Below are 25,809 nucleotides of genomic sequence, written 5' to 3' on the forward strand. Positions count from 1 at the left end.
GGTTATGCCCCTTGCGCCACGAAACGCGCAATCACGTCGCCCATTTCACTGGTGCCGATCGCGTCGCTGGTGTTGGCCAGATCAGCGGTGCGGTAGCCTTCTGCCAGTGCCGTATTCACCGCTTTTTCAATCGCATTTGCGGCATCATCCGCACCCAGGCTGTAGCGCAGCAGCAGCGCCAAAGACAGAATCTGTGCAATTGGGTTGGCAATGTCTTTACCGGCGATATCCGGCGCGGAGCCGCCAGCAGGCTCGTACAGGCCAAAACCTTGCTCATTCAGGCTTGCGGAAGGCAGCATGCCCATTGAACCGGTAATCATGGCGCATTCGTCGGACAGAATGTCACCGAACAGGTTAGAACACAGCATCACGTCAAACTGAGACGGATCTTTAATTAATTGCATCGTCGCGTTATCGATATACAGGTGGGACAGCTTCACATCTGGATAGGCTTTGGCGACTTCATTAACGATCTCACGCCACATGATCGAACTTTGCAGCACATTGGCTTTGTCGATCGACGTCACGATGCCGCGACGTTTGCGGGCAGATTCGAACGCGATGTGCGCGATGCGCTCAATCTCGAAACGGTGATACACCTCGGTATCGAAAGCGCGCTCGTACTGGCCGCTCCCTTCACGCCCTTTTGGTTGGCTGAAGTAGATTCCCCCCGTCAGTTCGCGGACGCACAGGATATCAAAGCCCTTCGCCGCGATGTCGCTACGCAGCGGACAAAACGCTTCCAGTCCCTGATACAGACGAGCAGGACGCAGGTTGCTGAACAGTTTGAAGTGTTTACGCAGAGGCAATAACGCACCGCGCTCCGGCTGCTCTGCCGGTGGCAGGTGTTCCCATTTCGGGCCGCCCACGGAACCGAACAGAATCGCATCGGCCTGCTCACAGCCTGCGACGGTCGCCTGTGGCAGCGGCGTGCCCTGACGGTCAATGGCGATACCGCCAACGTCATACTCGCTGGTGGTAATGCGGATGCCAAAACGCTGACGTACCGCGTCCAGTACTTTATGGGCCTGTGCCATTACTTCCGGGCCAATGCCGTCTCCGGGTAAAACGGCGATATGGTAGCTCTTTGTCATCACACTGTTTCCTGACTGTTTTGTTGTTTGCTATCGTTTTGTTGTTGGCTATTGTGCTGTTGCAGACGTTGAATTTCTTTTTCTACCTGCTGAGCACGTTTGATGTTGTTTAATACATTTACCATTGCCTGTGCGGAAGATTCAACGATATCTGTTGCCAGACCGACGCCGTGGAAACGACGGCCCTGATAATCCGCAACGATATCAACCTGACCCAGCGCATCACGACCCTGGCCTTTGGCGGTCAGTTGGTATTTAACCAGCGAAACCTGATAACCCGTAATGCGGTTGATTGCCTGATAAACGGCATCGACGGGGCCATTACCTGTTGCAGCTTCTGACTGGGTTTCTTCGCCGCAAACCAGTTTGACAGAGGCGGTTGCCATCACGCTGGAACCGGACTGAACGCTAAAATAGTCCAAACTGTAGAACTCAGGCTCTTCCTGCTGGCGGTTGATAAAGGCCAGCGCCTCCAGATCATAATCAAAGACCTGACCTTTTTTATCCGCCAGTTTCAGGAAGGCGGAGTACAGATCGTCCAGATTGTAATCGCTGTCCTGATAGCCCATCTCTTCCATACGGTGCTTCACGGCGGCACGGCCAGAACGGGAAGTCAGGTTCAACTGCACTTCTTTCAGGCCGATGGATTCTGGCGTCATGATTTCGTAGTTTTCACGGTTCTTCAGCACGCCATCCTGGTGAATACCGGAAGAGTGTGCGAAGGCATTGGCCCCCACGACCGCTTTGTTGGCGGGGATAGGCATATTACAAATCTGGCTGACCAACTGGCTGGTGCGGTAGATTTCCTGATGATTGATATTGGTGTGGACATTCAATATGTTATGGCGAGTTTTGATCGCCATGATGACCTCTTCCAGTGAACAGTTACCCGCACGTTCTCCGATACCGTTCAAGGTGCCTTCTACCTGACGAGCCCCTGCGTGAACGGCTGCCATGGCGTTGCCGACAGCCAAACCCAGATCGTCGTGGGTATGAACAGAAATAATGGCTTTATCGATATTAGGAACGTGTTGGTACAAAGAGGAGATGATGTTGCCGAACTCATGCGGCATGGTGTAGCCGACGGTATCCGGGATATTGATGGTGCGGGCACCGGCGTTGATGGCGGCCTCAACCACACGACACAGGTCTGGAATTGGGGTACGGCCCGCATCTTCGCATGAGAATTCGACATCGTCTGTGTAGTTACGTGCGCGTTTGATCATGTAGATGGCGCGTTCGATCACCTCGTCCAGCGTGCTGCGCAGCTTGGTGGCGATGTGCATTGGTGAGGTCGCGATAAACGTATGAATACGGAAAGCGTCTGCGACACGCAGCGCTTCTGCGGCGACATCGATGTCCTTTTCGACACAGCGGGTCAGGCCGCATACACGACTGTTTTTGATGTTGCGGGCGATGGTCTGAACGGATTCAAAGTCGCCAGGGGAGGAGACAGGAAAGCCCACTTCCATGACATCAACGCCCATACGTTCCAGGGCGAAAGCAATTTGCAGCTTTTCTTTTACACTCAGACTTGCCTGTAAAGCCTGCTCACCATCGCGTAATGTGGTATCAAAAATAATGACTTGCTCGCTCATCGGTTTAGTTCCTTGTCGTGTCTACTTGTACTTGGCGCTCGGCGAGTAAAAAAAAACCCGCGCATCAGCGCGGGTTTTTTTATCGTGTGGCGAGAAACTTAGTTCTGAACTCTGCCCACAAACCTACCGCGCAAGAAGGATGCGTTTAGTAGTAGGCTTAGTAGGACAGTAAAGTTGAACATAGTGTCTCGTCATCTAAAATTCGGTGTTGCTTTATTGGTACGCGATTATCAGGGATATGTCAACGTTTGATTGGTGTGATGTGCGTCAAGTAAACCAGCGATAGCCAGCGGCGAATGCACGAAAGAACGTTGCGGTTTTGAACAATGACGGTAGACTGCACGCCAAATCCAAATAATGTACAGCTGTACGCTGAAACGCTGTCGAATTCACTTCCCTTATAAATTCTTTTACAGATGACTAATCATTTACAGCCCTATCATGTGGTGCACCGGGTTCAAGATCAGATCAATCACTGCGCAGGTCGTATTACGCTGCGCGAGTGGTCGCCTGCAGGCGAAAAACAGCTCACCTGGACACAGGCCGGACAGCGTATTCAGCGCATTGCCAGCGCGCTTTTAGCGCTGGGCGTAGATGTTCAGGAGCGGGTGGCCATTTTTTCTTATAACTCGATGAATTGGTCGCTGGCCGATTTGGCATTGCTGCACCTGCGGGCGATTAGTGTACCTATCTACGCCACAAATACGGCGGCACAGGCGGCGTTCATCATCAATGATGCGGATATTCGTACGATATTCGTCGGCGGTCAGGCGCAGTTGGATGCGTTGCTGGCACTGCGTGATACCTGTCCGCAACTGCGAAATATCATCGTGATGGATGAAGGCGTTAACCTGCGTGGTAGCGACATTGCGCAATCTCTGCAGGAATTTGAAGCGCAGGCGGTAGACGATTTCTGGCGTGACGAATGGCAAAAGCGCATCGACAGTCGCGATCTCAACGATCTGTTTACGCTGATTTATACCTCTGGCACCACCGGAGAACCGAAAGGTGTCATGCTGGATTACACCAACATGGCGATGCAGCTTAAGCTGCACGACGATCGCCTGGATATGTCGGAAAACGATGTATCGCTCTGTTTCTTACCGCTTTCTCACGTATTTGAACGCGCGTGGAGCTTTGTCATTATGCATCGTGGTGCCCAGAACGTGTATCTCAGCAACACGAATCTGGTTCGTGATGCGATGCAGGCGGTCAAGCCTACCGTGATGTGTGCCGTACCGCGTTTTTATGAGAAAGTTTACAGCGCAATTCATGAAAAAGTGGCGCAGGCTCCCTGGTATCGTCAGCGGCTATTCAACTGGGCGGTGATGCAGGGGCGGCACGTCTTTCTGGCGAGTCAGGCAGCAAAAAAGGTGGGGTTCGTCCGCCGCGTGATGCATCGCTATGCCGATCGTCTGGTGTTAGGGAAATTGCGTCAGCTTCTGGGAGGCGAGATCCGCTTTATGCCAGCCGCAGGCGCGCGACTGGATGACAACATCATTCTGTTTTTCCGCGCGATCGGGATTCGCATCATCTATGGCTACGGTATGACTGAAACCTGCGCGACGGTTTCCTGCTGGGAAGAAGGCCGCTTCCGCTTAGGTTCTATTGGTACGCCGCTGCCGGGCATTGAGGTCCGCATTGGCGAGGAAAAAGAGATTCAGGTACGCGGTGCTACCATCATGCGGGGGTATTTCCACCGTCCGCAGGAAACCGCAGAGACCTTTACCGAAGACGGCTGGCTGAAAACCGGCGATGCGGGGGAACTGGATGCCAACGGTAACCTGTTTATTACCGAGCGGCTGAAAGATCTGATGAAAACCTCGGGCGGTAAATATATCGCACCGCAGCATCTGGAAGGCGCGCTGGGGCAGGATCGTTTTATTGAACAGGTTGCGATTATTGCTGACACGCGTAAGTACGTGTCTGCGCTGATTGTTCCCTGCTTCGAGGCGCTGGAAGAATATGCACACTCTATCAACCTGAAGTATCACGATCGTCTGGAACTGCTGCGCCACAGCCATATTATCGAGCTGTTCGAACAGCGCCTGAGGGAGATGCAGAAGGAGCTTTCCCGCGTTGAGCAGGTGAAGAAATTCACGCTGCTGCCTGTGCCGTTTTCGATGGCGGAAGGGGAACTGACGCCAACGCTCAAACTGCGCAGAAAGATCATCAACCAGCGTTATCAGTTGGAAATTGATGCGATGTACGCAGAGTCTTGATGCTGTCGTAGGCTGAGAAGCGCGTTTCCTGAAAAGAAATGTGGTTGTCGGCCTCAATATTTCACTCTGTAATTTATGGCTTTTATGGACGATCTCTCAGGTCTGAGGGTTTCCTGTTAGTATTTTATCTCAGATCCTTTTTCCCTCGCCTGTGATTTCTCCAACGCCTGATTACGGGCGGTGGTTTTTTGCCGTTTGTCTGCGTCATAATCTGGCGTTATGTTAATGGGTTATTAGCAATCCCTATAATATTTCGTCTTCTTGTACTAAAAATTAACCGTATTAACACAACGTAAGCGCGGGGATTTTCCCCGGTCAATACAGAAGCGGATTCCGCTTTCTGAACAAAAGAGGCAAACCCATGGAGATGTTGTCAGGCGCCGAAATGGTGGTCCGATCGTTGATCGATCAGGGCGTAAAACATGTGTTCGGTTATCCGGGCGGTGCGGTGCTGGATATTTACGATGCCCTGCATACGGTTGGCGGTATCGAGCATATTTTGGTGCGGCATGAGCAAGGTGCAGTACATATGGCTGATGGCTATGCGCGGGCGACGGGTGAGGTCGGCGTCGTGCTGGTCACGTCCGGTCCCGGTGCGACCAACGCCATTACCGGTATCGCTACTGCATATATGGACTCCATTCCTATGGTGGTGTTGTCCGGTCAGGTTGCCACTTCGCTGATTGGTTATGATTCCTTTCAGGAGTGCGACACGGTGGGGATTTCCCGGCCTATCGTTAAGCACAGTTTTCTGGTCAAGAAAGCGGAAGATGTCCCGACGATCCTGAAAAAAGCGTTTTATCTGGCATCAACCGGCCGTCCTGGGCCTGTGGTGGTCGATCTGCCGAAAGACGTCATGAACCCGGCGAATAAGCTGCCGTACGTTTATCCTGAAAGCGTCAGCATGCGTTCCTATAACCCAACGGTTCAGGGGCACAAAGGCCAGATTCGTCGCGCGCTGCAAACGCTGCTGGCGGCAAAAAAACCGATTATCTACAGCGGCGGCGGCGTGATTAATGCGGAGTGTCACGAAGAACTGCTGACGCTGGCGGAAAAACTTAATCTGCCGGTGACCACTTCTTTGATGGGATTGGGTGGTTTTCCCGGCACGCACCGTCAGTGCCTCGGTATGCTGGGGATGCACGGGACGTATGAAGCCAACACGGCAATGCATCACGCCGATGTGATTTTCGCCGTAGGGGTGCGTTTCGACGACCGCACGACGAACAATCTGGCGAAGTATTGCCCGAATGCGACCGTACTGCACATTGATGTCGATCCCGCGTCGATTTCCAAAACGGTAAATGCCGATATCCCTATCGTTGGCGATGCTAAACAGGTGCTTAGCCTGATGCTGGAGCTACTGGAACAAGATGGCGCACCGCAGCAGTTTGATGCGCTGCGCGACTGGTGGCAGGGTATCGAACAGTGGCGTGGGCGTCACTGTCTGAAATACAGCACCGAAGGCGACAAGATTAAACCGCAGGCGGTGATTGAAACGCTGCACCGACTGACGGAAGGTAAAGCCTATGTGGCATCGGACGTTGGTCAGCACCAGATGTTTGCTGCGCTGTATTATCCGTTCGATTTACCGCGCCGCTGGGTGAACTCCGGTGGGCTGGGTACGATGGGTTTTGGCTTGCCTGCGGCATTGGGTATCAAGCTCGCGTTGCCGGAAGAAACGGTCATTTGCGTCACGGGCGACGGCAGTATTCAGATGAATATTCAAGAGCTTTCTACGGCGCTGCAATATGATTTGCCCGTTGTTGTGATTAACCTGAACAACCGTTTCCTCGGTATGGTGAAACAGTGGCAGGACATGATTTACTCTGGCCGTCACTCCAGTTCTTACATGGAATCGCTACCGGATTTCGTCAAGCTGGCTGAAGCGTACGGCCACATCGGGATTTCTATCGGTACGCCGGACGAACTGGAAAGTAAGCTGTCGCAGGCGCTGGCGCAGAAAAATCGTCTGGTGTTTGTTGATATCAACATCGACAGCAGCGAGCATGTTTACCCCATGCAGATTCGCGGTGGGGCGATGGATGAAATGTGGTTGAGCAAAACGGAGAGGACCTGATCATGCGGCGGATTTTATCAGTATTACTTGAGAATGAATCAGGCGCCTTGTCACGTGTCGTCGGCCTGTTTTCCCAGCGCGGCTACAACATCGAAAGCCTGACGGTGGCACCAACGGAAGACCCTACACTATCTCGTATGACGATCCAGACGGTAGGCGATGAGAAAGTGCTGGAGCAAATCGAAAAACAACTGCACAAGCTGGTGGATGTTCTGCGCGTCAGTGAACTGGGGCAGGGGCCGCACGTTGAGCGTGAAATCATGTTGGTGAAGCTGCAAGCCACAGGATATGGTCGCGAAGAAGTGAAACGCTGCGCCGATATTTTCCGTGGTCAGATTGTGGATGTTACTGCCTCGCTTTACACCGTACAGCTTGCCGGCACCAGCGATAAACTGGACGCCTTCCTCAGCGCCGTGCGTGAAGTGGCCGAAATTGTTGAAGTAGCACGCTCCGGGATCGTCGGTGTATCACGCGGCGATAAAATCATGCGTTAATCGACTTTTCGCTGCTTTTTCCTTTCAGAGGCCCGATAATAGTATTGGGCCTTTTTATTTCCCTTATCTTATATAGGCGCAATATATTTCAGGTTAAAAGACGTCCATTATTGCTATGACAGCTTGAAATATGCGGGTAACGTGATAAAAGCAGTTGCCGTACAAAAGCTTCTGCTGTTAGATCTACGCCATATCCATGATGATTTTATGGTCATCGCACTATTTATTATTTATCCGGCCTATTTATTTTCCGGCCTACTAAGGGGTTACCGTGAAACTGGATGAAATCGCGCGTCTTGCGGGTGTTTCACGCACGACAGCCAGTTATGTTATTAACGGGAAAGCAAAACAATATCGCGTGAGCGATAAGACCGTTGAGAAAGTCATGGTTGTCGTCAGGGAGCACAATTATCATCCCAACGCCGTCGCGGCTGGATTACGTGCCGGACGCACACGTTCAATTGGTTTGGTTATTCCCGATCTGGAAAATACCAGCTATACACGCATTGCCAATTATCTGGAGCGTCAGGCCAGACAGCGCGGCTATCAGTTATTAATCGCGTGTTCAGAAGATCAGCCGGACAACGAGATGCGCTGTATTGAGCATCTGTTACAACGTCAGGTTGACGCTCTTATCGTTTCTACCGCATTACCCCCCGAGCACCCGTTTTATCAGCGCTGGATAAACGGCAACCTGCCGATAATTGCGTTGGACAGGGCGTTAGATCGCGAGCATTTTACCAGCGTGGTCGGGGCCGATCTTGAAGATGCCGAAATGCTGGCGCAGGAATTACGGAAAGTGCCTGCGAAATCGGTATTGTATCTTGGTGCTTTGCCTGAGCTTTCTGTTAGCTTCTTGCGTGAGCAAGGGTTCCGTCAGGCGTGGGCGGGCGATCCGCGTGAGGTGAATTATCTTTACTCCAATAGCTATGAACGCGTAGCCGCCGCTGCCGCATTTATGGATTATCTGAAAAATAACCCTATGCCTGAAGCGCTGTTCACGACCTCATTCCCGCTATTGCAAGGGGTGATGGACGTCAACCTGAAGATTAACGGGCGTTTGCCGAATAATCTGGCTATCGCGACCTTTGGGGATAATGAACTGTTGGATTATCTGGAATGCCCGGTATTGTCTGTCGCTCAGCGCCATCGTGAAGTCGCAGAACGCGTACTGGAGCTGGTGTTGGCCAGTCTGGATGAGCCGAAAAGGCCGAAGCCCGGTTTAAATCGTATTCGACGTAACCTGTACCGTCGTGGCTCACTGAGTCGCGTGTAATCTCTCGGCCTTTCTGCGCCATAGATGACTATGGCGCTTCTTCTGGTCTACTCGCTACTACTCAATCTCAACTCACTCTTACTTCGCTTTTATGGCAATGCCACGCGGAATAGCCGACGGCAATATTCCAGGAAATAACCATATATCACGCCTGTCACCATTGATATCACCAGATTACTGGTAACAGCTGTCAGGATTTGTGCGGGATTTGCCCCGATAGACCAGAGAATGATGGCGTAAACAGGAGATTGGAAACTGACATAGGCAAACAGATCGGCAACGCTACGCACCAGAAAATGCTCACCACCGTGACGTCTGGCTATATTCAACACGCGATCGCGATACAGCCCGTACGGCCAGGCAATGGCAATATTAACGGGAATAGACAGTAAACGTGAAGACAGCGATTGCTCGAAGCTCATCCCGGAAAGCATGATTTCTACTGCCATACCAGTGATGAAACAATAGACAACGAGCGCAAAGGTATCTGCGGTGGCGCTTCGCAATCGTGACGTCGGGGAAAACATACCGGGCTGCTCCATTCTTAGGGCGGATAAACTGGTGTAATGATTTTGCATGGTTTTTTGTCATGCATTATTTTGTTTGTGTAGTTTACATCACTGAGTTATTGGCTTTGTACTAGGTAAAAACATTTATTTGTGAGCGTTTTTTATACTTTCCCGCTACTTTATGTCTATCCGATAAGTTTCTCGTTTTTTTATCGCGACAAGAGATTTAAAATTTTTTAAAAACAGATTGTTATGATTTTTCAGGGGGAGGCGTTTCCGCGAGGAGGTAATGGCATTAAAGCTTTAAAGGAGGTGAGTAAATGACCGATAAAAAGGGCTACTTGTGACACCCCCCTCATGCTTCTCTTGGGAGGATAAGTGATACACGTTGTGCGATCCCACTTTCAGAGCCTGAGTTTCTTTTCAGGAAACCATAATGGTTGGTTCGACGGAGTATTAAGTCAGGTAAATCGGTTGATTCATCAAAAATTGATGAGGCTGATGTTAAAAATGTGACATTGAGCCACAGTCAATTGCGCGGTATGCTTCTTCGGGCTCACGTAGGCCTTGGTATTCAGGATATACGGGGTGAGTAAGACAATTCTGAAAACCGTTGTCTTTGGTATCAGCTTCTGACAATAAAAATAATCGAGACGCTGTAGTGAATAGCGATATGTTTGTAGTCCTCCCATTCTGTTATGAATTTTTCTCAAATTATCATGACGTTAATCTTCGTTAATTTTGCCCCCTTATTCCTTTTACCTCTATGCCGGCCTCAATTCACTCAGGAATAATCCCAAAGCGCGCCAGCTCTGGCTTGACAAGGTTTTCATACCCTCCGTACACTCTTAAAGGTGGGAATTTGTGGGGTAAAGTGGTGAAAAAGGTGATGAAGAGGTAACTCAGGTATGTTTCGTGGGGCTACGCTGGTTAACCTCGACAGTAAAGGGCGCCTCGCTGTGCCTACCCGATACCGGGAAATGCTGAACGGGGAATCGCAAGGTCAAATGGTTTGCACCATTGACCTGCATCAGCCGTGCCTGCTGCTTTATCCCTTACCTGAATGGGAAATCATTGAACAAAAGCTGTCTCGCTTATCGAGCATGAACCCCGCTGAACGCCGCGTTCAGCGCTTGTTATTAGGGCATGCCAGCGAGTGCCAAATGGATAGTGCAGGGCGTTTGTTGATTGCGAATACGTTAAGGCAGCATGCGGACCTTAAAAAAGAAGTGATGCTAGTCGGGCAGTTCAACAAGTTTGAGCTGTGGGATGAACAGACTTGGTATCAACAGGTCAGGGATGATATTGACGCTGAACAATCGACTCAGGAACCCTTGTCTGATCGGTTGCAGGACCTATCGCTATAGTCATGCTGGAAAATTATAAACATACCACCGTCCTGTTGGATGAGGCCGTAAATGGCCTGAACATTCGCAGCGGCGGCATATACATCGACGGCACATTTGGCCGTGGTGGTCACTCTCGTCTGATTCTCTCCCAACTGGGGCCGGAAGGACGTCTGTTAGCTATCGATCGCGATCCTCAGGCTATTGAAGCTGCTAAAGCGATTGACGATCCTCGTTTCTCTATTATTCACGGGGCGTTTTCCGCCATCGCGGAGTATGTTGCAGAACTTGGCCTGACCGGGCAGATCGACGGTGTTCTGTTCGATCTTGGCGTTTCTTCCCCACAGCTTGATGACCCTGAGCGTGGGTTTTCATTTATGCGCGATGGCCCTCTGGATATGCGTATGGATCCGACACGCGGCTTATCTGCTGCCGAATGGCTGATGAAAGCGGAAGCGGATGACATTGTCTGGGTTTTGAAAACGTTCGGTGAAGAACGTTTTGCCAAGCGTATTGCCCGCGCGATTGTAGAGCGTAATCGCATTGAGCCGATGACGCGGACAAAAGAGCTGGCTGAATTGATCGCCGCCGCTAGCCCAGTGAGAGAAAAACATAAGCATCCGGCGACGCGCAGTTTTCAGGCGATCCGCATCTACATCAACAGCGAACTGGAAGAGATCGAGCGTGCGCTAGAAGGTGCGTTAAGCGTACTGGCTCCGCAGGGACGTCTGTCGGTTATCAGCTTCCACTCGTTAGAAGATCGTATCGTGAAACGGTTTATTCGCCATCAGAGCCGTGGGCCACAGGTGCCTGCTGGCTTGCCGTTAACGGAAGCGCAGTTGCGTAGTCAGGGGGGGGCGACGTTAAAAGCCGTTGGAAAGAAACTGATGCCTTCTGAAGCAGAGATCGCAGAAAATCCGCGTGCGCGTAGCTCCGTGCTGCGGTTCGCTGAGAGGTTATCAGCATGATCGGTAATGAACGGCATACTCTGGTTGGCGTCATCGGTGAGGACTTGCTGCGTAATGCAAAGCTGCCGATGTTGCTGATGATTGCCGTACTGGTTTCTGCCGTTTTTGTGGTGACAACAGCACATAAGACGCGTTTGCTGACGGCGGAACGTGAGCAGCTTCTGCTCGAGCGTGATGCGTTGGATATCGAATGGCGAAATCTGATCCTGGAAGAGAACTCACTTGGGGATCATAGCCGCGTTGAGCGGATCGCGACGGAAAAACTGCAAATGGGGCATGTCGATCCGTCACAGGAAAACATTGTGGTTAAGCAATGAACTAAATAGGCAACCAGCTAAGCATGAAAGCAGCCCGAACAGGAAAGTTAAAGCGCCAGGAAGATCAAGCCAGCTTTGTGAGCTGGCGTTTTGCGTTGCTTTGCGGCTGTATTCTGCTTGCGATGTTTGGCCTAATGGCTCGTGCGGCTTACCTTCAGGTGATCAACCCAGACAAACTGGTGCGCGAAGGGGATATGCGTTCCCTGCGCGTACAGGAAGTGCCAACGGCGCGCGGTATGATCAGCGATCGCGCGGGTCGCCCGTTGGCTGTCAGCGTACCGGTGAATGCCGTTTGGGCGGATCCTAAAGAAGTGAACGATCGTGGCGGTATTACACTGGATACGCGCTGGAAAGCCCTTTCTGACGCACTTGATATTCCGTTGGATCAACTGGTCACGAAGATCAATGCTAACCCGAAAGGGCGCTTTGTTTACCTCGCGCGTCAGGTGAATCCTGCCATTGGCGAATACGTCCATAAACTGAAACTGCCGGGCATTAATCTGCGGCAGGAATCTCGCAGGTATTATCCTTCCGGGCAAGTGACCTCTCACCTTATCGGCTTCACTAATATCGATGGACAAGGCATTGAAGGGGTAGAGAAAAGCTTTGATCGCTGGCTGACCGGGCAACCCGGTGCACGCACCGTGCGTAAAGACCGGTTTGGCCGCGTGATTGAAGATATCTCCTCTGTTGATAGTCAGGCTGCACATAATCTGGCGCTGAGTATTGATGAGCGTTTGCAAGCGCTGGTTTACCGCGAACTTAACAACGCAGTTGCCTTTAATAAAGCCGAGTCAGGCACGGCCGTATTGGTCGACGTGAATACCGGTGAAGTGCTGGCGATGGCGAATAGCCCGTCTTATAACCCGAACAATCTGGCGGATACGCCGAAAGAGATTATGCGTAACCGCGCCATCACCGATATCTTCGAGCCGGGTTCTACGGTGAAACCGATGGTGGTGATGACGGCGCTGCAGCGCGGTGTCATCAAAGAAAATAGTGTGCTCAATACGCTGCCTTACTATGTCAATGGTCATGAAATCAAAGACGTGGCGCGCTACAGCGAATTGACGCTGACGGGCGTGCTGCAGAAATCGAGTAACGTCGGTGTTTCCAGACTGGCGTTAGCGATGCCTTCCTCTGCGTTGGTAGATACTTACTCGCGCTTTGGATTAGGAAAAGCGACCAATTTGGGGTTGGTCGGAGAAAGCAGTGGCTTATACCCTCAAAAACAACGGTGGTCTGACATAGAGAGGGCCACCTTTTCTTTCGGCTACGGGCTGATGGTAACACCGTTACAGTTAGCGCGAGTCTATGCCACGATCGGCAGTTTCGGCATTTATCGCCCGCTGTCGATTACGAAAGTTGATCCACCGGTCCCCGGCGAGCGTGTTTTCCCTGAAGCATTGGTGCGCTCTGTTGTGCACATGATGGAAAGCGTTGCGCTGCCTGGCGGCGGCGGTACCAAAGCGGCCATCAAAGGTTACCGTATCGCGATTAAAACGGGTACGGCCAAGAAAGTCGGCCCGGATGGTAAATACATCAACAAATATATTGCCTACACGGCGGGTGTGGCACCAGCCAGTAACCCACGTTTTGCTCTGGTTGTTGTGATTAACGATCCACAGGCAGGGAAATACTACGGTGGTGCGGTTTCTGCGCCAATCTTTGGTGCCATCATGGGCGGCGTTCTGCGTACGATGAATATCGAACCGGATGCGTTGCCGACGGGTGATAAAAACGAATTTGTAATTAATAGAGAAGAGGGATCAGGTGGCAGATCGTAATTTGCGCGATTTACTTGCGCCGTGGGTGCAAGACACTCCGGCGCGCGCGCTGCGGGAAATGACATTAGACAGCCGCATTGCGGCTGCCGGGGATCTGTTTGTCGCGATTGTCGGGCATAAAACAGATGGACGGCGCTATATTCCGCAGGCAATTGCGCAAGGCGTAGCAGCGATCGTTGCCGAAGCAGAAGGTGAGGCCGCTGATGGCACTGTTCGCGAAATGCACGGTGTACCAGTGGTCTATCTCAGTAATCTGAACCAGCGGCTTTCCGCGCTGGCGGGGCGTTTTTATCAGCAGCCGGCGGAAAAATTACAGCTGATTGGGGTAACGGGAACCAACGGAAAAACGACGACGACTCAGCTTCTGGCGCAGTGGAGCCAGGCGCTGGGCGAAACTAGCGCCGTGATGGGCACCGTAGGCAATGGCCTATTAGGCCGGGCGATTCCGGCAGAAAATACGACGGGATCCGCCGTTGATGTTCAGCAGGTGTTGAGCCAACTGATAGAACAAGGCGCGACGTTTGCCGCGATGGAAGTCTCTTCTCACGGACTGGTGCAGCATCGCGTAGCCGCGTTGCCGTTTGCGGCGGCCGTATTCACTAACCTGAGCCGCGACCATCTTGATTACCACGGCGATATGGAAAGCTATGAAGTGGCCAAATGGGCGCTGTTTGCCGAGCATCGCGTGGGGCAGATGATTATCAACGCCGATGATGAGGTCGGGCTGCGCTGGTTGGCGAAGCTGCCGGATGCCGTTGCTGTCACCATGGAAAACAATCTGGTCCCAGGCTGCCGTGGGCGCTGGCTGAAGGCGACACAGATTGATTATCACGACAACGGGGCCACGATTGCGTTCGAGTCAAGCTGGGGGCACGGCGAAATCGAAAGTCGCCTGATGGGCGCGTTTAACGTCAGCAATATGCTGTTGGCGCTGGCAACGCTGCTGTCTCTCGGTTATCCGCTCGACAAATTGATCATCGCGGGATCTCAACTGCAACCTGTATGTGGCCGCATGGAAGTTTTCCATGCTGAAGGAAAACCAACGGTCGTCGTTGATTACGCCCACACGCCGGACGCACTGGAAAAAGCGCTTGAAGCGGCACGTTTGCACTGTCAGGGGAAGCTCTGGTGCGTGTTTGGCTGCGGCGGCGATCGTGATAAAGGTAAGCGCCCACTTATGGGTGGCATCGTAGAACAACTGGCCGATCGCGTAGTGGTGACGGATGATAACCCGCGTAGTGAAGAACCTCAGGCCATTGTTTCCGATATTCTCTCTGGGCTGCTGGATGCCGGGCGGGTTCAGGTGATTCACGGACGTGCTGAGGCAGTGACCAGTGCGATCATGCAGGCTCAGGAAAATGACGTGGTGCTGGTTGCAGGCAAAGGGCATGAAGACTATCAACTGGTTGGTAATCAGCGTCTTGATTACTCCGATCGTATCACCGTTGCCCGTCTGCTGGGGGTGATTGCATGATTCGCGTCTCCTTGCAACAGCTTGCCACGGTGCTGAATGCGCAACTGATGGGTGAAAGCATTGATATTGAAGATGTTTCAACCGATACACGTAAGCTGGCGTCTGGCTGTCTGTTTGTGGCGCTGAAAGGCGAGAAATTTGATGCACATGATTACGCTGCGGAGGCGGTGAAGGGCGGCGCGGCGGCTTTGTTAGTCAGTAAGCACTTACCTGTCGATGTGCCGCAGCTATTGGTGAGCGATACGCGTCTGGCTTTGGGGCAATTGGGGGCATGGGTTCGCCAGCAGTCGACGGCACGTGTCGTCGCACTGACCGGTTCTTCCGGCAAAACGTCGGTTAAAGAGATGACGGCGGCGATTCTGCGCCAGTGTGGTTCCGTGCTGTATACCGCCGGTAATTTCAACAACGATGTCGGTGTACCGCTCACGCTGCTACGTCTGACGGCGGAACATCAGTTTGCGGTAATTGAACTGGGGGCAAATCATATTGGTGAGATTGCCTATACCACCGATCTGGTGCGACCGGAAAGCGCGCTGGTCAATAATTTAGCCGCTGCGCATCTGGAAGGTTTTGGTTCACTAGCCGGTGTGGCGCAGGCGAAAGGTGAGATTTTTGTCGGTTTGCCAGCAGACGGCGTGGCGATCGTGAATGCAGACAGCAATGATTTTCCGCACTGGCAGGTCATGCTGAATCATAAAACCGTCTGGCGTTTCTCGCCGCAGGCCGCTTGCGATATCGATTTTTTTGCCAGCGACGTAGAGATTTTAGCGCAAGGTTCGCGTTTCACGCTTCACACGCCATTTGGTGAAACGCAGGTTCTACTGCCTTTACCGGGTCGGCATAACATCTCGAATGCACTGGCGGCGGCTTCGCTGGCGATGTCAGTCGGGGCGACGCTGGAAGCTGTTAAAACTGGGTTATCTCAGCTTCAGGCGGTGCCGGGACGGCTGTCCCCGATTGCTCTGTCTGAAGACAAGCTGCTGCTGGATGACAGTTACAACGCCAATGTGGGTTCCATGACGGCGGCTGCACAAGTACTGGCGGAAATGCCCGGCTACCGTGTGATGGTCGTTGGTGATATGGGCGAACTGGGGCATGACGCGCCAGAATGCCACCGTCAGGTGGGCGAAGCGGCCCGGGTTGCGGGCATCGATCGCGTATTGAGTGTGGGAACGTTGAGTGAATTGATTAGCATTGCCAGCGGCAATGGTGAGCATTTTCAGGATAAAGCCGAACTGGTTTCACGTTTGAAGGTGCTGATGTCAGAACATACCGTCATCAGCGTATTGGTTAAAGGCTCACGCAGTGCTGCGATGGAGCAGGTTGTACATGCATTACAGGAGAATGCGCAATGTTAGTCTGGCTGGCCGAACATTTGGCCAAACTTTATACCGGCTTTAACGTCTTTTCTTATTTGACGTTTCGCGCCATTGTCAGCCTGCTGACCGCATTGGTTATCTCTTTATGGATGGGGCCGCACATGATCGCCTGGCTGCAACGTTTGCAGATTGGTCAGGTGGTGCGTAACGAAGGGCCTGAATCACATTTCAGCAAGCGCGGCACCCCAACGATGGGGGGCGTGATGATCCTGGTGGCGATTATTGCTTCCGTTTTGATGTGGGCGAATCTGTCTAACCCGTATGTCTGGTGCGTACTGCTTGTGTTAGCGGGCTACGGTGCGGTTGGCTTTGTTGATGATTATCGCAAAGTGGTCCGTAAGGATACTAAAGGGCTGATTGCCCGCTGGAAATATTTCTGGCAGTCAGTGATTGCGCTCGTGGTGGCTTTCACTATGTATGCCATCGGTAAAGATACGCCAGCCACGCAGCTAGTTGTGCCGTTTTTCAAAGACGTGATGCCACAATTGGGTCTGCTCTATGTTGCGCTGGCTTACTTTGTGATTGTCGGCACCAGTAATGCCGTAAACCTGACGGATGGTCTTGATGGCTTGGCAATCATGCCGACTGTATTTGTTGCCGCTGGCTTTGCGCTGGTTGCATGGGCAACGGGGAACATGAATTTTGCCGGTTATCTGCATATTCCGTATATCCGTCATGCCAGTGAGTTGGTGATCGTCTGTACCGCGATTGTGGGCGCGGGGCTTGGGTTCCTGTGGTTTAACACCTATCCGGCGCAGGTCTTCATGGGAGACGTCGGGTCTCTGGCGCTAGGCGGCGCGTTGGGTACTATCGCGGTTCTGCTGCGTCAGGAGTTTTTGTTGGTGATTATGGGCGGCGTCTTCGTCGTTGAAACGCTGTCGGTGATTTTGCAAGTCGGGTCCTTTAAGTTGCGCGGGCAGCGGATCTTCCGCATGGCGCCAATTCATCATCATTATGAACTTAAGGGCTGGCCGGAACCGCGTGTGATTGTGCGCTTCTGGATTATTTCGTTGATGCTGGTGCTGATTGGCCTGGCAACGCTGAAGGTACGGTAAGACATGGTGGACTATCAGGGTAAAAAAGTCGTCATTATCGGGTTGGGTCTGACCGGGCTCTCCTGTGTTGATTTCTTTCTCGCGCGTGGTGTGGTACCCCGCGTGGTGGATACCCGTATTAGTCCGCCGGGTCTGGATAAGCTACCGGAGCAGGTAGAACGACACCTTGGTAGTCTGCACGAAGACTGGCTGATGAGCGCGGATTTGATCGTCGCCAGCCCCGGAGTAGCGTTGGCAACGCCGATTCTGTGTGACGCTGCCGACGCTGGCATTGAAATCGTCGGCGATATTGAGCTGTTCTGCCGTGAAGCTCAGGTGCCGATTGTGGCGATTACGGGGTCTAACGGTAAAAGCACGGTGACGACGCTGGTCGGTGAAATGGCGCGTGCTGCAGGCTGGCAGGTGGGCGTTGGCGGTAATATTGGTCTCCCCGCGCTGCAACTGCTTGAGCAGCCCGTTCAGCTTTATGTGTTGGAACTGTCGAGCTTCCAACTGGAAACGACGAGTAGCCTGCACGCGGCAGCGGCAACCATTCTGAACGTCACGGAAGATCACACTAACCGTTATCCGTTTGGTCTCCAGCAGTATCGGGCAGCGAAATTACGTATTTATGAACACGCGGATTTGTGTGTGGTAAACGCTGACGATGCGCTGACCATGCCGATTCGTGGTGCGGATGCGCGCTGCCGCAGTTTTGGCGTCGATGTTGGCGATTATCATCTTAATCGTCAGCAGGGCGAAACCTGGCTGCGGGTGGACGGTGAACGTGTGCTTAACACTCGTGAAATCAAGCTCGTCGGGCAACACAACTACACGAATGCATTGGCAGCGCTGGCGTTGGCTGATGCCGTGAAGATTCCGCGCGCTTCTGCTTTGACAGCATTGACGGCATTTACCGGGCTGCCTCACCGTTTTCAAATGGCTTTTGAGCGTAACGGCGTGCGGTGGATTAACGATTCTAAAGCCACCAATGTGGGCAGCACTGAGGCCGCATTAAGCGGTTTGACAGTCGAAGGCACGCTGCACCTGCTGTTAGGCGGTGATGGTAAATCTGCCGACTTCTCGCCGCTGGTGCCGTATTTACAGGGTGAACATATTCGTTTGTATTGTTTTGGTCGCGATGGACAGCAACTGGCTGCGTTACGCCCTGAAATTGCTGAACAAACAGAAACGATGGAACAGGCGATGCGCGTTATTGCCGAACGCATCAAATCGGGCGATATGGTGCTGCTGTCGCCAGCCTGCGCTAGTCTGGACCAGTTCCGCAGTTTTGAACAGCGAGGCGATGAATTCGCTCGTCTGGCTGAGGAGCTAGGCTGATGCGATTCTCTGGGCTGGCGTTTATCGAACGCGTCAAGAACTGGGTTATGGGAACGCGCGAAAGCGATACGCTGAGCGTGGTGCTCTACGACAGAACACTGGTGTGGTTGACGCTCGGGCTGGCCGTGATTGGTTTTGTGATGGTGACGTCGGCTTCCATGCCTGTCGGGCAGCGTCTTGCCAGCGACCCGTTCCTGTTTGCGAAGCGCGATGCGATTTATCTCGGCCTGGCATTTGGCTTGTCGTTAGTCACGCTGCGTATCCCGATGGAGATATGGCAACGCTACAGCCCGGTGCTGTTATTGCTTGCGATGGTTATGCTGTTGGTGGTGCTGGCGGTGGGAAGCTCCGTCAACGGTGCATCGCGTTGGATTTCACTGGGGCCGTTGCGTATTCAGCCTGCGGAATTATCCAAGCTGGCGCTGTTTTGCTACCTGTCCAGCTACATGGTGCGCAAAGTTGAAGAAGTGAGAAATAACTTCTGGGGCTTTTGCAAACCGATGGGCGTGATGGTGGTCTTGGCGGTTCTACTGTTGGCGCAGCCTGACCTCGGTACTGTCGTTGTACTGTTTATTACGACGCTGGCGATGCTGTTTCTGGCTGGTGCCAAAATGTGGCAGTTTTTGGCGATCATCGGCTGTGGCGTGTTTGCCGTTGGCCTGTTGATTATTGCTGAGCCTTACCGTATGCGGCGTGTGACGTCTTTCTGGAATCCATGGGACGATCCGTTTGGCAGCGGCTACCAGCTAACGCAGTCCCTGATGGCATTTGGGCGCGGTGAATTCTGGGGGCAAGGGCTGGGGAATTCAGTACAGAAACTGGAATACCTACCGGAGGCGCATACCGATTTCATTTTCTCTATTTTAGGTGAAGAACTCGGCTATATCGGTGTGGTTTTGGCGTTGTTAATGATATTCTTCGTCGCTTTTCGTGCGATGTCTATCGGGAAGCGAGCGCTGGAGATCGATCAGCGCTTTTCGGGCTTTCTGGCGTGTTCGATCGGCATTTGGTTCAGCTTCCAGACGCTGGTGAACGTAGGCGCGGCAGCGGGGATGCTACCGACGAAAGGGCTGACGTTGCCGTTGATCAGTTACGGCGGTTCCAGTTTGCTGATTATGTCGACGGCGATTGTGTTGCTGTTACGCATTGATTTTGAAACGCGTCTGACGAAAGCGCAGGCGTTTACGAGAGGTGCCCGATGAGTGGCGAAGGCAAGCGTTTGATGGTGATGGCTGGCGGTACGGGCGGGCATGTTTTCCCCGGGCTGGCGGTTGCGCATCACCTGATGGCGCAGGGCTGGCAGGTTCGCTGGTTAGGTACGGCGGATCGTATGGAAGCCGATTTGGTGCCTAAGCATGGTATCGAAATTGATTTTATCCGTATTTCTGGCTTGCGTGGTAAAGGCATTCTGGCGCAGTTAAGCGCGCCGATTCGTATTTTTCAGGCCGTGCGCCAGGCGCGGGCAATTATGCGCCGCTACCAGCCTGATGTGGTGCTTGGCATGGGCGGTTACGTTTCCGGCCCCGGCGGTTTGGCTGCCTGGCTGTGTGGCATTCCGGTCGTACTGCATGAACAGAATGGGATCGCAGGGTTGACCAACCGCTGGTTATCCCACATTGCCAAAAAAGTATTGCAGGCGTTTCCGGGCGCATTTCCCAACGCCGATGTGGTGGGGAATCCGGTCAGAACCGATGTGCTGGCGCTGTCTACGCCGGAAACACGATTAGCCGATCGCTCAGGCCCTGTGAGGGTGCTGGTTGTCGGTGGTAGTCAGGGCGCGAGAGTGCTGAACCAAACGCTACCCGGCGTGGCTGCACAACTGGGCGATCGCGTGACGATTTGGCATCAGGTCGGCAAAGGCGCGTTATCAACCGTTCAGCAGGCCTATCAGGATGTTGGACAGACGCAGCACAAGATTACCGAGTTTATTGATGACATGGCGGCAGCTTACGCTTGGGCGGATGTTGTGGTGTGCCGTTCCGGCGCATTAACCGTCAGTGAAATTGCGGCGGCTGGGCTACCAGCACTGTTTGTCCCGTTCCAGCATAAAGATCGGCAGCAGTACTGGAACGCGTTGCCCTTGGAAAAGGCAGGCGCGGCAAAAATTATTGAGCAGCCACAGTTCAGCGTGGAGGCTGTTAGTGAGGTGCTGTCCGGTTGGGACCGCGCAACCTTGCTAACAATGGCGCAAAAAGCCCGCGCAGTGGCGATTCCAAATGCAACCGAACGGGTTGCGGTGGAAGTCAGTGCAGCGGCAGGCAGTCGGGCCACGCATGTGGCTCATGGTTAATTAATACAACGTTGTCGGACACAAGGCTGTGCGACGGCGCTACAAGGTAGCGATAGAATAAAGTGAATACTCAACAACTGGCGAAACTACGTTCAATCGTGCCCGAGATGCATCGCGTCCGGCACATACACTTTGTCGGCATCGGCGGTGCTGGCATGGGTGGTATCGCCGAAGTGTTGGCCAATGAAGGTTATGAGATTAGCGGCTCCGATCTGGCACCGAATGCAGTGACGCAGCAGTTGAGCGAACTTGGCGTGCAGATTTATTTCCACCACCGTGCGGAGAACGTTCTGAACGCCAGCGTGGTGGTGGTGTCGAGTGCGATTACTGCGGATAACCCTGAGATTGTCGCCGCGCATGATGCACGTATTCCGGTGATCCGCCGTGCCGAGATGTTGGCGGAACTGATGCGTTTTCGTCACGGTATTGCGATTGCGGGGACGCATGGCAAGACAACGACAACCGCGATGGTCACCAGTATTTACGCGGAAGCAGGACTGGATCCAACATTTGTGAACGGTGGGTTGGTAAAGGCGGCGGGAACGCACGCGCGTTTGGGCTCAAGCCGTTACCTGATTGCAGAAGCAGATGAAAGCGATGCGTCTTTCCTGCATTTGCAGCCGATGGTGGCGATTGTGACCAACATTGAAGCCGACCATATGGACACCTATCAGGGTGATTTTGAGAACCTGAAGCAGACGTTCATCAATTTCCTGCACAACCTGCCGTTTTACGGGCAAGCTGTGATGTGTATTGATGATGCGGTAATCCGTGAATTGCTGCCACGCGTGGGTCGGCATATCACCACGTATGGCTTTAGCGACGATGCCGATGTGCGGATTTCAGGGTATCACCAGGTTGGCGCACAAGGGCACTTTACGCTGGAACGAAAAGATAAGCCGTTGCTAACCGTTACGCTGAATGCGCCGGGGCGTCACAATGCGCTTAACGCGGCGGCGGCGGTTGCCGTGGCGAGCGATGAAGGCATTGATGATAAGGCGATTCTGCGTGCGCTTGAACGTTTTCAGGGGACGGGACGTCGCTTCGATTTCCTCGGTGAATATCCGCTTGAGCTGGTGAATGGACAAAGCGGTACGGCGATGTTGGTGGATGATTACGGCCACCATCCGACGGAAGTCGATGCCACGATTAAAGCCGCCCGCGCAGGTTGGCCGGATAAGCGACTGGTTATGATTTTTCAGCCGCATCGCTATACGCGAACCCGCGATTTGTATGACGATTTTGCGCATGTGTTATCGCAGGTTGACGTGCTGCTGATGCTGGATGTGTATTCCGCAGGCGAATCGCCAATTCCGGGGGCAGACAGCCGTTCGCTGTGCCGTACGATTCGCGGAAGAGGTAAGATTGATCCGATTCTGGTTACGGATGTGGATACTTTACCGGAACTGTTGTCACAGTCGCTGCGAGGTGAAGACCTGATTTTGGTTCAGGGAGCAGGCAACATCGGTAAACTGGCGCGTAAACTGGCTGATTCCAGATTACAGCCGCAGATGAGTGAATGAGGAACATCATGACTGAGAAAGTTGCTGTATTGCTTGGTGGAACCTCTGCCGAACGTGAAGTGTCGTTACTTTCCGGTCAGGCAGTGTTGGCTGGTCTGAAAGAAGCGGGCATCAATGCACATGCGGTTGATACCCGTGACGTCTCTGTGACGACATTGAAGGAAGAAGGCTTTACCAAAATTTTCATTGCCTTGCATGGTCGCGGTGGTGAAGACGGTACATTACAGGGTGTTCTGGAATTCCTGGGGCTGCCTTATACCGGTAGCGGCGTTATGGCATCTGCGCTCACGATGGATAAACTCCGCACTAAACAGGTGTGGCAAGCGGTGGGGTTACCGGTATCACCTTATGTGGCATTGGATCGTCGCCAGTATTCAGAAACGGCGGCAAACGCATTGTTGGCAAAATTCACTCATCTTGGGTTGCCGCTGATCGTCAAGCCAAGTCGCGAAGGTTCCAGCGTCGGTATGAGCAAAGTGAATACGCTGAGCGAACTGCCCGCAGCATTGGAAGAAGCTTTCCGTCATGATGAAGATATTCTGGTCGAGAAATGGCTGAGTGGCCCAGAATATACGGTTGCTATCCTGGGTGATGAGGTGTTGCCTTCTATTCGTATTCAGCCTGCGGGTACGTTTTACGATTATGAGGCGAAATATTTATCGGATGATACGCAGTATTTCTGCCCGAGTGGGCTGCCGGGCGAGCAAGAGCAGGCGTTAGCTGGATTGGCTATGGCGGCCTATCGTGCGGTGGGCTGCCGTGGATGGGGGCGCGTCGATTTTATGTTGGATATCGACGGTGCCTTCTATCTGCTTGAGGTGAATACGTCTCCTGGGATGACGAGCCACAGTCTGGTTCCTATGGCGGCGCGTCAACGTGGCCTGACTTTCTCGCAACTGGTTGTGAAAATTTTGGAGCTCGCTGGCTGATATGTCGCAGGCAGCCCTGAATACACGCGGACGAGACCCTGAAACGAAAGGAACACGTCGCAGTAATGGAGGCCAATTGGCAGGGATGATTTTCCTGCTGATGGTGATAGGGACGATCGTCTGGGGAAGCTGGATGGTGGTGGGGTGGATGAAAGACGCCAGCCGTTTACCGCTCTCCCGCATGGCTGTAACAGGGGAAAGGCAGTACACCACCAACGACGATATTCGTCAGGCCATTTTGTCGTTGGGGGCGCCGGGCACATTCATGACACAGGATGTGAATGTGATCCAGCAGCAGATTGAACGTTTGTCGTGGATAAAACAGGCCAGCGTGCGTAAGCAGTGGCCGGACGAATTAAAGATTCATCTGGTTGAATATGTTCCGGTAGCACGTTGGAATGATCAGCTAATGGTTGATGCGGAAGGAAATTCGTTCAGCGTACCTGCCGAACGTATTGGCAATCGCAAGATGCCGTTGCTGTATGGTCCGGAAGGCAGTGAGACAGAAGTGTTGAAAGGTTATCGCACAATGAGTCAGACGCTAGCCGCCGGGAAGTTTACGTTAAAGACAGTGGCGATGAGTGCGCGACATTCGTGGCAACTGGGGTTAGACGATGATACTCGCCTTGAATTGGGGCGAGACGATAGGGCCAAACGTCTGCAACGCTTTATCGAGCTATATCCGCTGTTACAGCGGCAGGCTCAGAGCGAAAACAAACGTATCAGCCATGTGGACTTGCGGTACGACAGCGGGGCCGCGATAGGTTGGGCTCCAGCCTTGCTTGATCAACAAAATCAAAATGTTGATCGGCAACGAGTTGGTCAGTAACAAGACATTGATCAGCAACAAAACAGTAACCAGAAACAGGCACAGGCTAAACAACAATGATCAAGTCGACGGACAGAAAACTGGTAGTTGGGCTGGAAATCGGTACAGCAAAAGTGGCTGCGCTGGTAGGGGAAGTTCTGCCCGATGGCATGGTCAATATTATTGGCGTAGGCAGTTGCCCGTCACGCGGTATGGATAAAGGCGGCGTAAACGATCTGGAATCAGTCGTTAAATGTGTTCAGCGCGCTATTGATCAGGCTGAGTTGATGGCAGACTGCCAGATCTCCTCCGTATATCTGGCGCTGTCGGGAAAACACATCAGCTGTCAGAATGAAATAGGGATGGTGCCTATTTCGGAAGAAGAAGTCACGCAGGACGATGTGGAAAGCGTGGTGCATACCGCCAAATCTGTGCGCGTGCGTGATGAACACCGGGTTCTCCATGTGATTCCACAGGAGTACGCGATCGATTATCAGGAAGGGATTAAAAACCCGGTTGGCTTATCTGGCGTGCGTATGCAGGCGAAAGTCCACCTGATAACCTGCCATAACGATATGGCGAAGAACATTGTTAAAGCCGTTGAACGTTGCGGTTTAAAAGTCGACCAACTGATTTTTGCGGGACTGGCTTCCAGTTATGCGGTTCTGACAGAGGATGAACGTGAATTGGGTGTGTGCGTAGTCGATATCGGCGGCGGTACAATGGATATCGCGGTCTACACCGGCGGCGCATTACGACACACTAAAGTCATTCCGTATGCAGGTAATGTGGTCACGAGTGATATTGCTTACGCGTTTGGTACACCGCCGACGGATGCCGAAGCGATCAAGGTGCGCCACGGTTGTGCATTAGGCGCGATTGTCGGCAAAGATGAGAATGTGGAGGTCCCGAGTGTTGGTGGACGTCCACCCCGCAGTCTGCAAAGACAGACATTGGCGGAAGTGATTGAACCACGTTACACCGAGCTGTTGAACTTGGTGAACGATGAACTTTTACAGTTGCAGGAGCAGTTGCGTCAACAAGGCGTGAAACACCATCTGGCGGCAGGGATTGTGCTGACGGGCGGTGCCGCACAAATAGACGGTCTGGCGGCCTGTGCGCAGCGTGTGTTCCATACACAGGTGCGTATTGGACAACCAATGAACATAACAGGGCTGACGGATTATGCCCAAGAACCTTATTACTCGACGGCGGTTGGGTTGCTGCACTACGGAAAAGAATCTCATCTGGGTGGTGAGCATGAAGTCGAAAAACGAGCCTCAGTGAGCAACTGGTTCAAACGAATCAACAGCTGGTTGAGGAAAGAATTTTAATTTTAT

The 25,809-nt window shown here is 52.8% G+C and carries 21 protein-coding genes; 18 read left to right on the top strand and 3 right to left on the bottom strand.

What is annotated here, in order from left to right; translation table 11 throughout:
- Nucleotides 1-2: 2 nt before the first annotated feature.
- Nucleotides 3-1,094, bottom strand: coding sequence for a 3-isopropylmalate dehydrogenase (leuB, locus tag ACKQAD_RS01670; RefSeq protein WP_409158544.1), 1,092 nt, complete (start codon nt 1,092-1,094; stop codon nt 3-5).
- Nucleotides 1,094-2,692: a 2-isopropylmalate synthase gene (gene leuA, locus ACKQAD_RS01675; protein WP_409158545.1), complete on the bottom strand. Its 1,599-nt coding sequence runs from the start codon at nt 2,690-2,692 to the stop codon at nt 1,094-1,096. The genes leuB and leuA overlap by 1 nt, the downstream gene beginning before the upstream one ends.
- 416 nt (nt 2,693-3,108) lie before the next feature.
- Between leuA and ACKQAD_RS01680 the strand changes: the two genes are divergently transcribed.
- From ACKQAD_RS01680 to cra, 4 genes are all read left to right on the top strand, one after another.
- Complete coding sequence (locus ACKQAD_RS01680) at nt 3,109-4,914, top strand: AMP-dependent synthetase/ligase (RefSeq protein WP_409158546.1); 1,806 nt, start codon at nt 3,109-3,111, stop codon at nt 4,912-4,914.
- A 361-nt stretch (nt 4,915-5,275) separates the two neighbouring features.
- Complete coding sequence (ilvI, locus tag ACKQAD_RS01685; RefSeq protein ID WP_409158547.1) at nt 5,276-6,994, top strand: acetolactate synthase 3 large subunit; 1,719 nt, start codon at nt 5,276-5,278, stop codon at nt 6,992-6,994.
- A gap of 2 nt (nt 6,995-6,996) precedes the next feature.
- Nucleotides 6,997-7,488 (top strand): acetolactate synthase small subunit, encoded by a 492-nt coding sequence (gene ilvN, locus ACKQAD_RS01690; RefSeq protein ID WP_409158548.1) that lies wholly within the window; start codon nt 6,997-6,999, stop codon nt 7,486-7,488.
- A 271-nt stretch (nt 7,489-7,759) separates the two neighbouring features.
- Nucleotides 7,760-8,764 carry a catabolite repressor/activator gene (cra, locus tag ACKQAD_RS01695; protein WP_409158549.1) on the top strand — a complete coding sequence of 335 codons (1,005 nt, stop codon included), beginning with the start codon at nt 7,760-7,762 and terminating at the stop codon, nt 8,762-8,764.
- An 89-nt stretch (nt 8,765-8,853) separates the two neighbouring features.
- Here the strand turns inward: cra and ACKQAD_RS01700 are convergent, their stop codons facing one another.
- Nucleotides 8,854-9,291: an L-alanine exporter AlaE gene (locus tag ACKQAD_RS01700; protein WP_409158550.1), complete on the bottom strand. Its 438-nt coding sequence runs from the start codon at nt 9,289-9,291 to the stop codon at nt 8,854-8,856.
- 890 nt (nt 9,292-10,181) lie between these two features.
- Here ACKQAD_RS01700 and mraZ point away from each other — a divergent pair.
- The 14 genes from mraZ (at nt 10,182) to ftsA (ending at nt 25,803) form a co-directional block, all read left to right on the top strand.
- Entirely contained in the window at nt 10,182-10,640 is a 459-nt protein-coding gene (mraZ, locus tag ACKQAD_RS01705; RefSeq protein ID WP_015841733.1) for a division/cell wall cluster transcriptional repressor MraZ, read from the top strand.
- Nucleotides 10,641-10,642: 2 nt separating this feature from the next.
- Nucleotides 10,643-11,587, top strand: a complete 945-nt coding sequence (gene rsmH, locus ACKQAD_RS01710) for a 16S rRNA (cytosine(1402)-N(4))-methyltransferase RsmH (RefSeq protein ID WP_409158551.1) — start codon at nt 10,643-10,645, stop codon at nt 11,585-11,587.
- On the top strand, nt 11,584-11,904 hold the full coding sequence (gene ftsL / locus ACKQAD_RS01715) for a cell division protein FtsL (RefSeq protein WP_180741529.1): 321 nt from the start codon (nt 11,584-11,586) through the stop codon (nt 11,902-11,904). Before rsmH ends, ftsL begins: the two co-directional genes overlap by 4 nt.
- A gap of 23 nt (nt 11,905-11,927) precedes the next feature.
- On the top strand, nt 11,928-13,691 hold the full coding sequence (locus ACKQAD_RS01720; protein ID WP_409158552.1) for a peptidoglycan glycosyltransferase FtsI: 1,764 nt from the start codon (nt 11,928-11,930) through the stop codon (nt 13,689-13,691).
- Nucleotides 13,678-15,165 carry a UDP-N-acetylmuramoyl-L-alanyl-D-glutamate--2,6-diaminopimelate ligase gene (gene murE / locus ACKQAD_RS01725; RefSeq protein ID WP_409158553.1) on the top strand — a complete coding sequence of 496 codons (1,488 nt, stop codon included), beginning with the start codon at nt 13,678-13,680 and terminating at the stop codon, nt 15,163-15,165. Before ACKQAD_RS01720 ends, murE begins: the two co-directional genes overlap by 14 nt.
- Nucleotides 15,162-16,523, top strand: a complete 1,362-nt coding sequence (gene murF / locus ACKQAD_RS01730) for a UDP-N-acetylmuramoyl-tripeptide--D-alanyl-D-alanine ligase (protein WP_409158554.1) — start codon at nt 15,162-15,164, stop codon at nt 16,521-16,523. Before murE ends, murF begins: the two co-directional genes overlap by 4 nt.
- The gene (gene mraY / locus ACKQAD_RS01735) at nt 16,517-17,599 is read left to right on the top strand and encodes a phospho-N-acetylmuramoyl-pentapeptide-transferase (RefSeq protein ID WP_409158555.1); all 1,083 of its coding nucleotides are present in this window, start codon (nt 16,517-16,519) and stop codon (nt 17,597-17,599) included. Before murF ends, mraY begins: the two co-directional genes overlap by 7 nt.
- Before the next feature lie 3 nt (nt 17,600-17,602).
- On the top strand, nt 17,603-18,919 hold the full coding sequence (gene murD / locus ACKQAD_RS01740) for a UDP-N-acetylmuramoyl-L-alanine--D-glutamate ligase (RefSeq protein ID WP_409158556.1): 1,317 nt from the start codon (nt 17,603-17,605) through the stop codon (nt 18,917-18,919).
- Entirely contained in the window at nt 18,919-20,121 is a 1,203-nt protein-coding gene (ftsW, locus tag ACKQAD_RS01745; protein ID WP_409158557.1) for a cell division protein FtsW, read from the top strand. Before murD ends, ftsW begins: the two co-directional genes overlap by 1 nt.
- A complete protein-coding gene (gene murG, locus ACKQAD_RS01750; protein ID WP_409158558.1) occupies nt 20,118-21,209 on the top strand; it encodes an undecaprenyldiphospho-muramoylpentapeptide beta-N-acetylglucosaminyltransferase in 1,092 nt (363 codons plus the stop codon). Before ftsW ends, murG begins: the two co-directional genes overlap by 4 nt.
- Before the next feature lie 62 nt (nt 21,210-21,271).
- Nucleotides 21,272-22,732 (top strand): UDP-N-acetylmuramate--L-alanine ligase, encoded by a 1,461-nt coding sequence (murC, locus tag ACKQAD_RS01755; RefSeq protein WP_409158559.1) that lies wholly within the window; start codon nt 21,272-21,274, stop codon nt 22,730-22,732.
- 8 nt (nt 22,733-22,740) lie between these two features.
- Nucleotides 22,741-23,661, top strand: a complete 921-nt coding sequence (locus ACKQAD_RS01760) for a D-alanine--D-alanine ligase (protein ID WP_409158560.1) — start codon at nt 22,741-22,743, stop codon at nt 23,659-23,661.
- 1 nt (nt 23,662) lies between these two features.
- The gene (gene ftsQ / locus ACKQAD_RS01765; protein WP_409158561.1) at nt 23,663-24,490 is read left to right on the top strand and encodes a cell division protein FtsQ; all 828 of its coding nucleotides are present in this window, start codon (nt 23,663-23,665) and stop codon (nt 24,488-24,490) included.
- 56 nt (nt 24,491-24,546) lie between these two features.
- On the top strand, nt 24,547-25,803 hold the full coding sequence (ftsA, locus tag ACKQAD_RS01770) for a cell division protein FtsA (RefSeq protein WP_010298002.1): 1,257 nt from the start codon (nt 24,547-24,549) through the stop codon (nt 25,801-25,803).
- Nucleotides 25,804-25,809: the final 6 nt, after the last annotated feature.

It is taken from the genome of Pectobacterium artocarpous, from assembly GCF_046159765.1.
Lineage (GTDB): Bacteria > Pseudomonadota > Gammaproteobacteria > Enterobacterales > Enterobacteriaceae > Pectobacterium.

Coding starts and splice junctions, on each gene's coding strand:
- ACKQAD_RS01720 (WP_409158552.1), top strand. CDS start 11,928: ATGAAAGCAGCCCGAACAGGAAAGTTAAAGCGCCAGGAAGATCAAGCC.
- ACKQAD_RS01760 (WP_409158560.1), top strand. CDS start 22,741: ATGACTGAGAAAGTTGCTGTATTGCTTGGTGGAACCTCTGCCGAACGT.
- ftsL (WP_180741529.1), top strand. CDS start 11,584: ATGATCGGTAATGAACGGCATACTCTGGTTGGCGTCATCGGTGAGGAC.
- ACKQAD_RS01700 (WP_409158550.1), bottom strand. CDS start 9,291: ATGTTTTCCCCGACGTCACGATTGCGAAGCGCCACCGCAGATACCTTT.
- murD (WP_409158556.1), top strand. CDS start 17,603: ATGGTGGACTATCAGGGTAAAAAAGTCGTCATTATCGGGTTGGGTCTG.
- rsmH (WP_409158551.1), top strand. CDS start 10,643: ATGCTGGAAAATTATAAACATACCACCGTCCTGTTGGATGAGGCCGTA.
- murG (WP_409158558.1), top strand. CDS start 20,118: ATGAGTGGCGAAGGCAAGCGTTTGATGGTGATGGCTGGCGGTACGGGC.
- ACKQAD_RS01680 (WP_409158546.1), top strand. CDS start 3,109: ATGACTAATCATTTACAGCCCTATCATGTGGTGCACCGGGTTCAAGAT.
- leuB (WP_409158544.1), bottom strand. CDS start 1,094: ATGACAAAGAGCTACCATATCGCCGTTTTACCCGGAGACGGCATTGGC.
- ftsQ (WP_409158561.1), top strand. CDS start 23,663: ATGTCGCAGGCAGCCCTGAATACACGCGGACGAGACCCTGAAACGAAA.
- leuA (WP_409158545.1), bottom strand. CDS start 2,692: ATGAGCGAGCAAGTCATTATTTTTGATACCACATTACGCGATGGTGAG.
- murF (WP_409158554.1), top strand. CDS start 15,162: ATGATTCGCGTCTCCTTGCAACAGCTTGCCACGGTGCTGAATGCGCAA.
- ftsA (WP_010298002.1), top strand. CDS start 24,547: ATGATCAAGTCGACGGACAGAAAACTGGTAGTTGGGCTGGAAATCGGT.
- ilvI (WP_409158547.1), top strand. CDS start 5,276: ATGGAGATGTTGTCAGGCGCCGAAATGGTGGTCCGATCGTTGATCGAT.
- mraZ (WP_015841733.1), top strand. CDS start 10,182: ATGTTTCGTGGGGCTACGCTGGTTAACCTCGACAGTAAAGGGCGCCTC.
- ftsW (WP_409158557.1), top strand. CDS start 18,919: ATGCGATTCTCTGGGCTGGCGTTTATCGAACGCGTCAAGAACTGGGTT.
- mraY (WP_409158555.1), top strand. CDS start 16,517: ATGTTAGTCTGGCTGGCCGAACATTTGGCCAAACTTTATACCGGCTTT.
- ilvN (WP_409158548.1), top strand. CDS start 6,997: ATGCGGCGGATTTTATCAGTATTACTTGAGAATGAATCAGGCGCCTTG.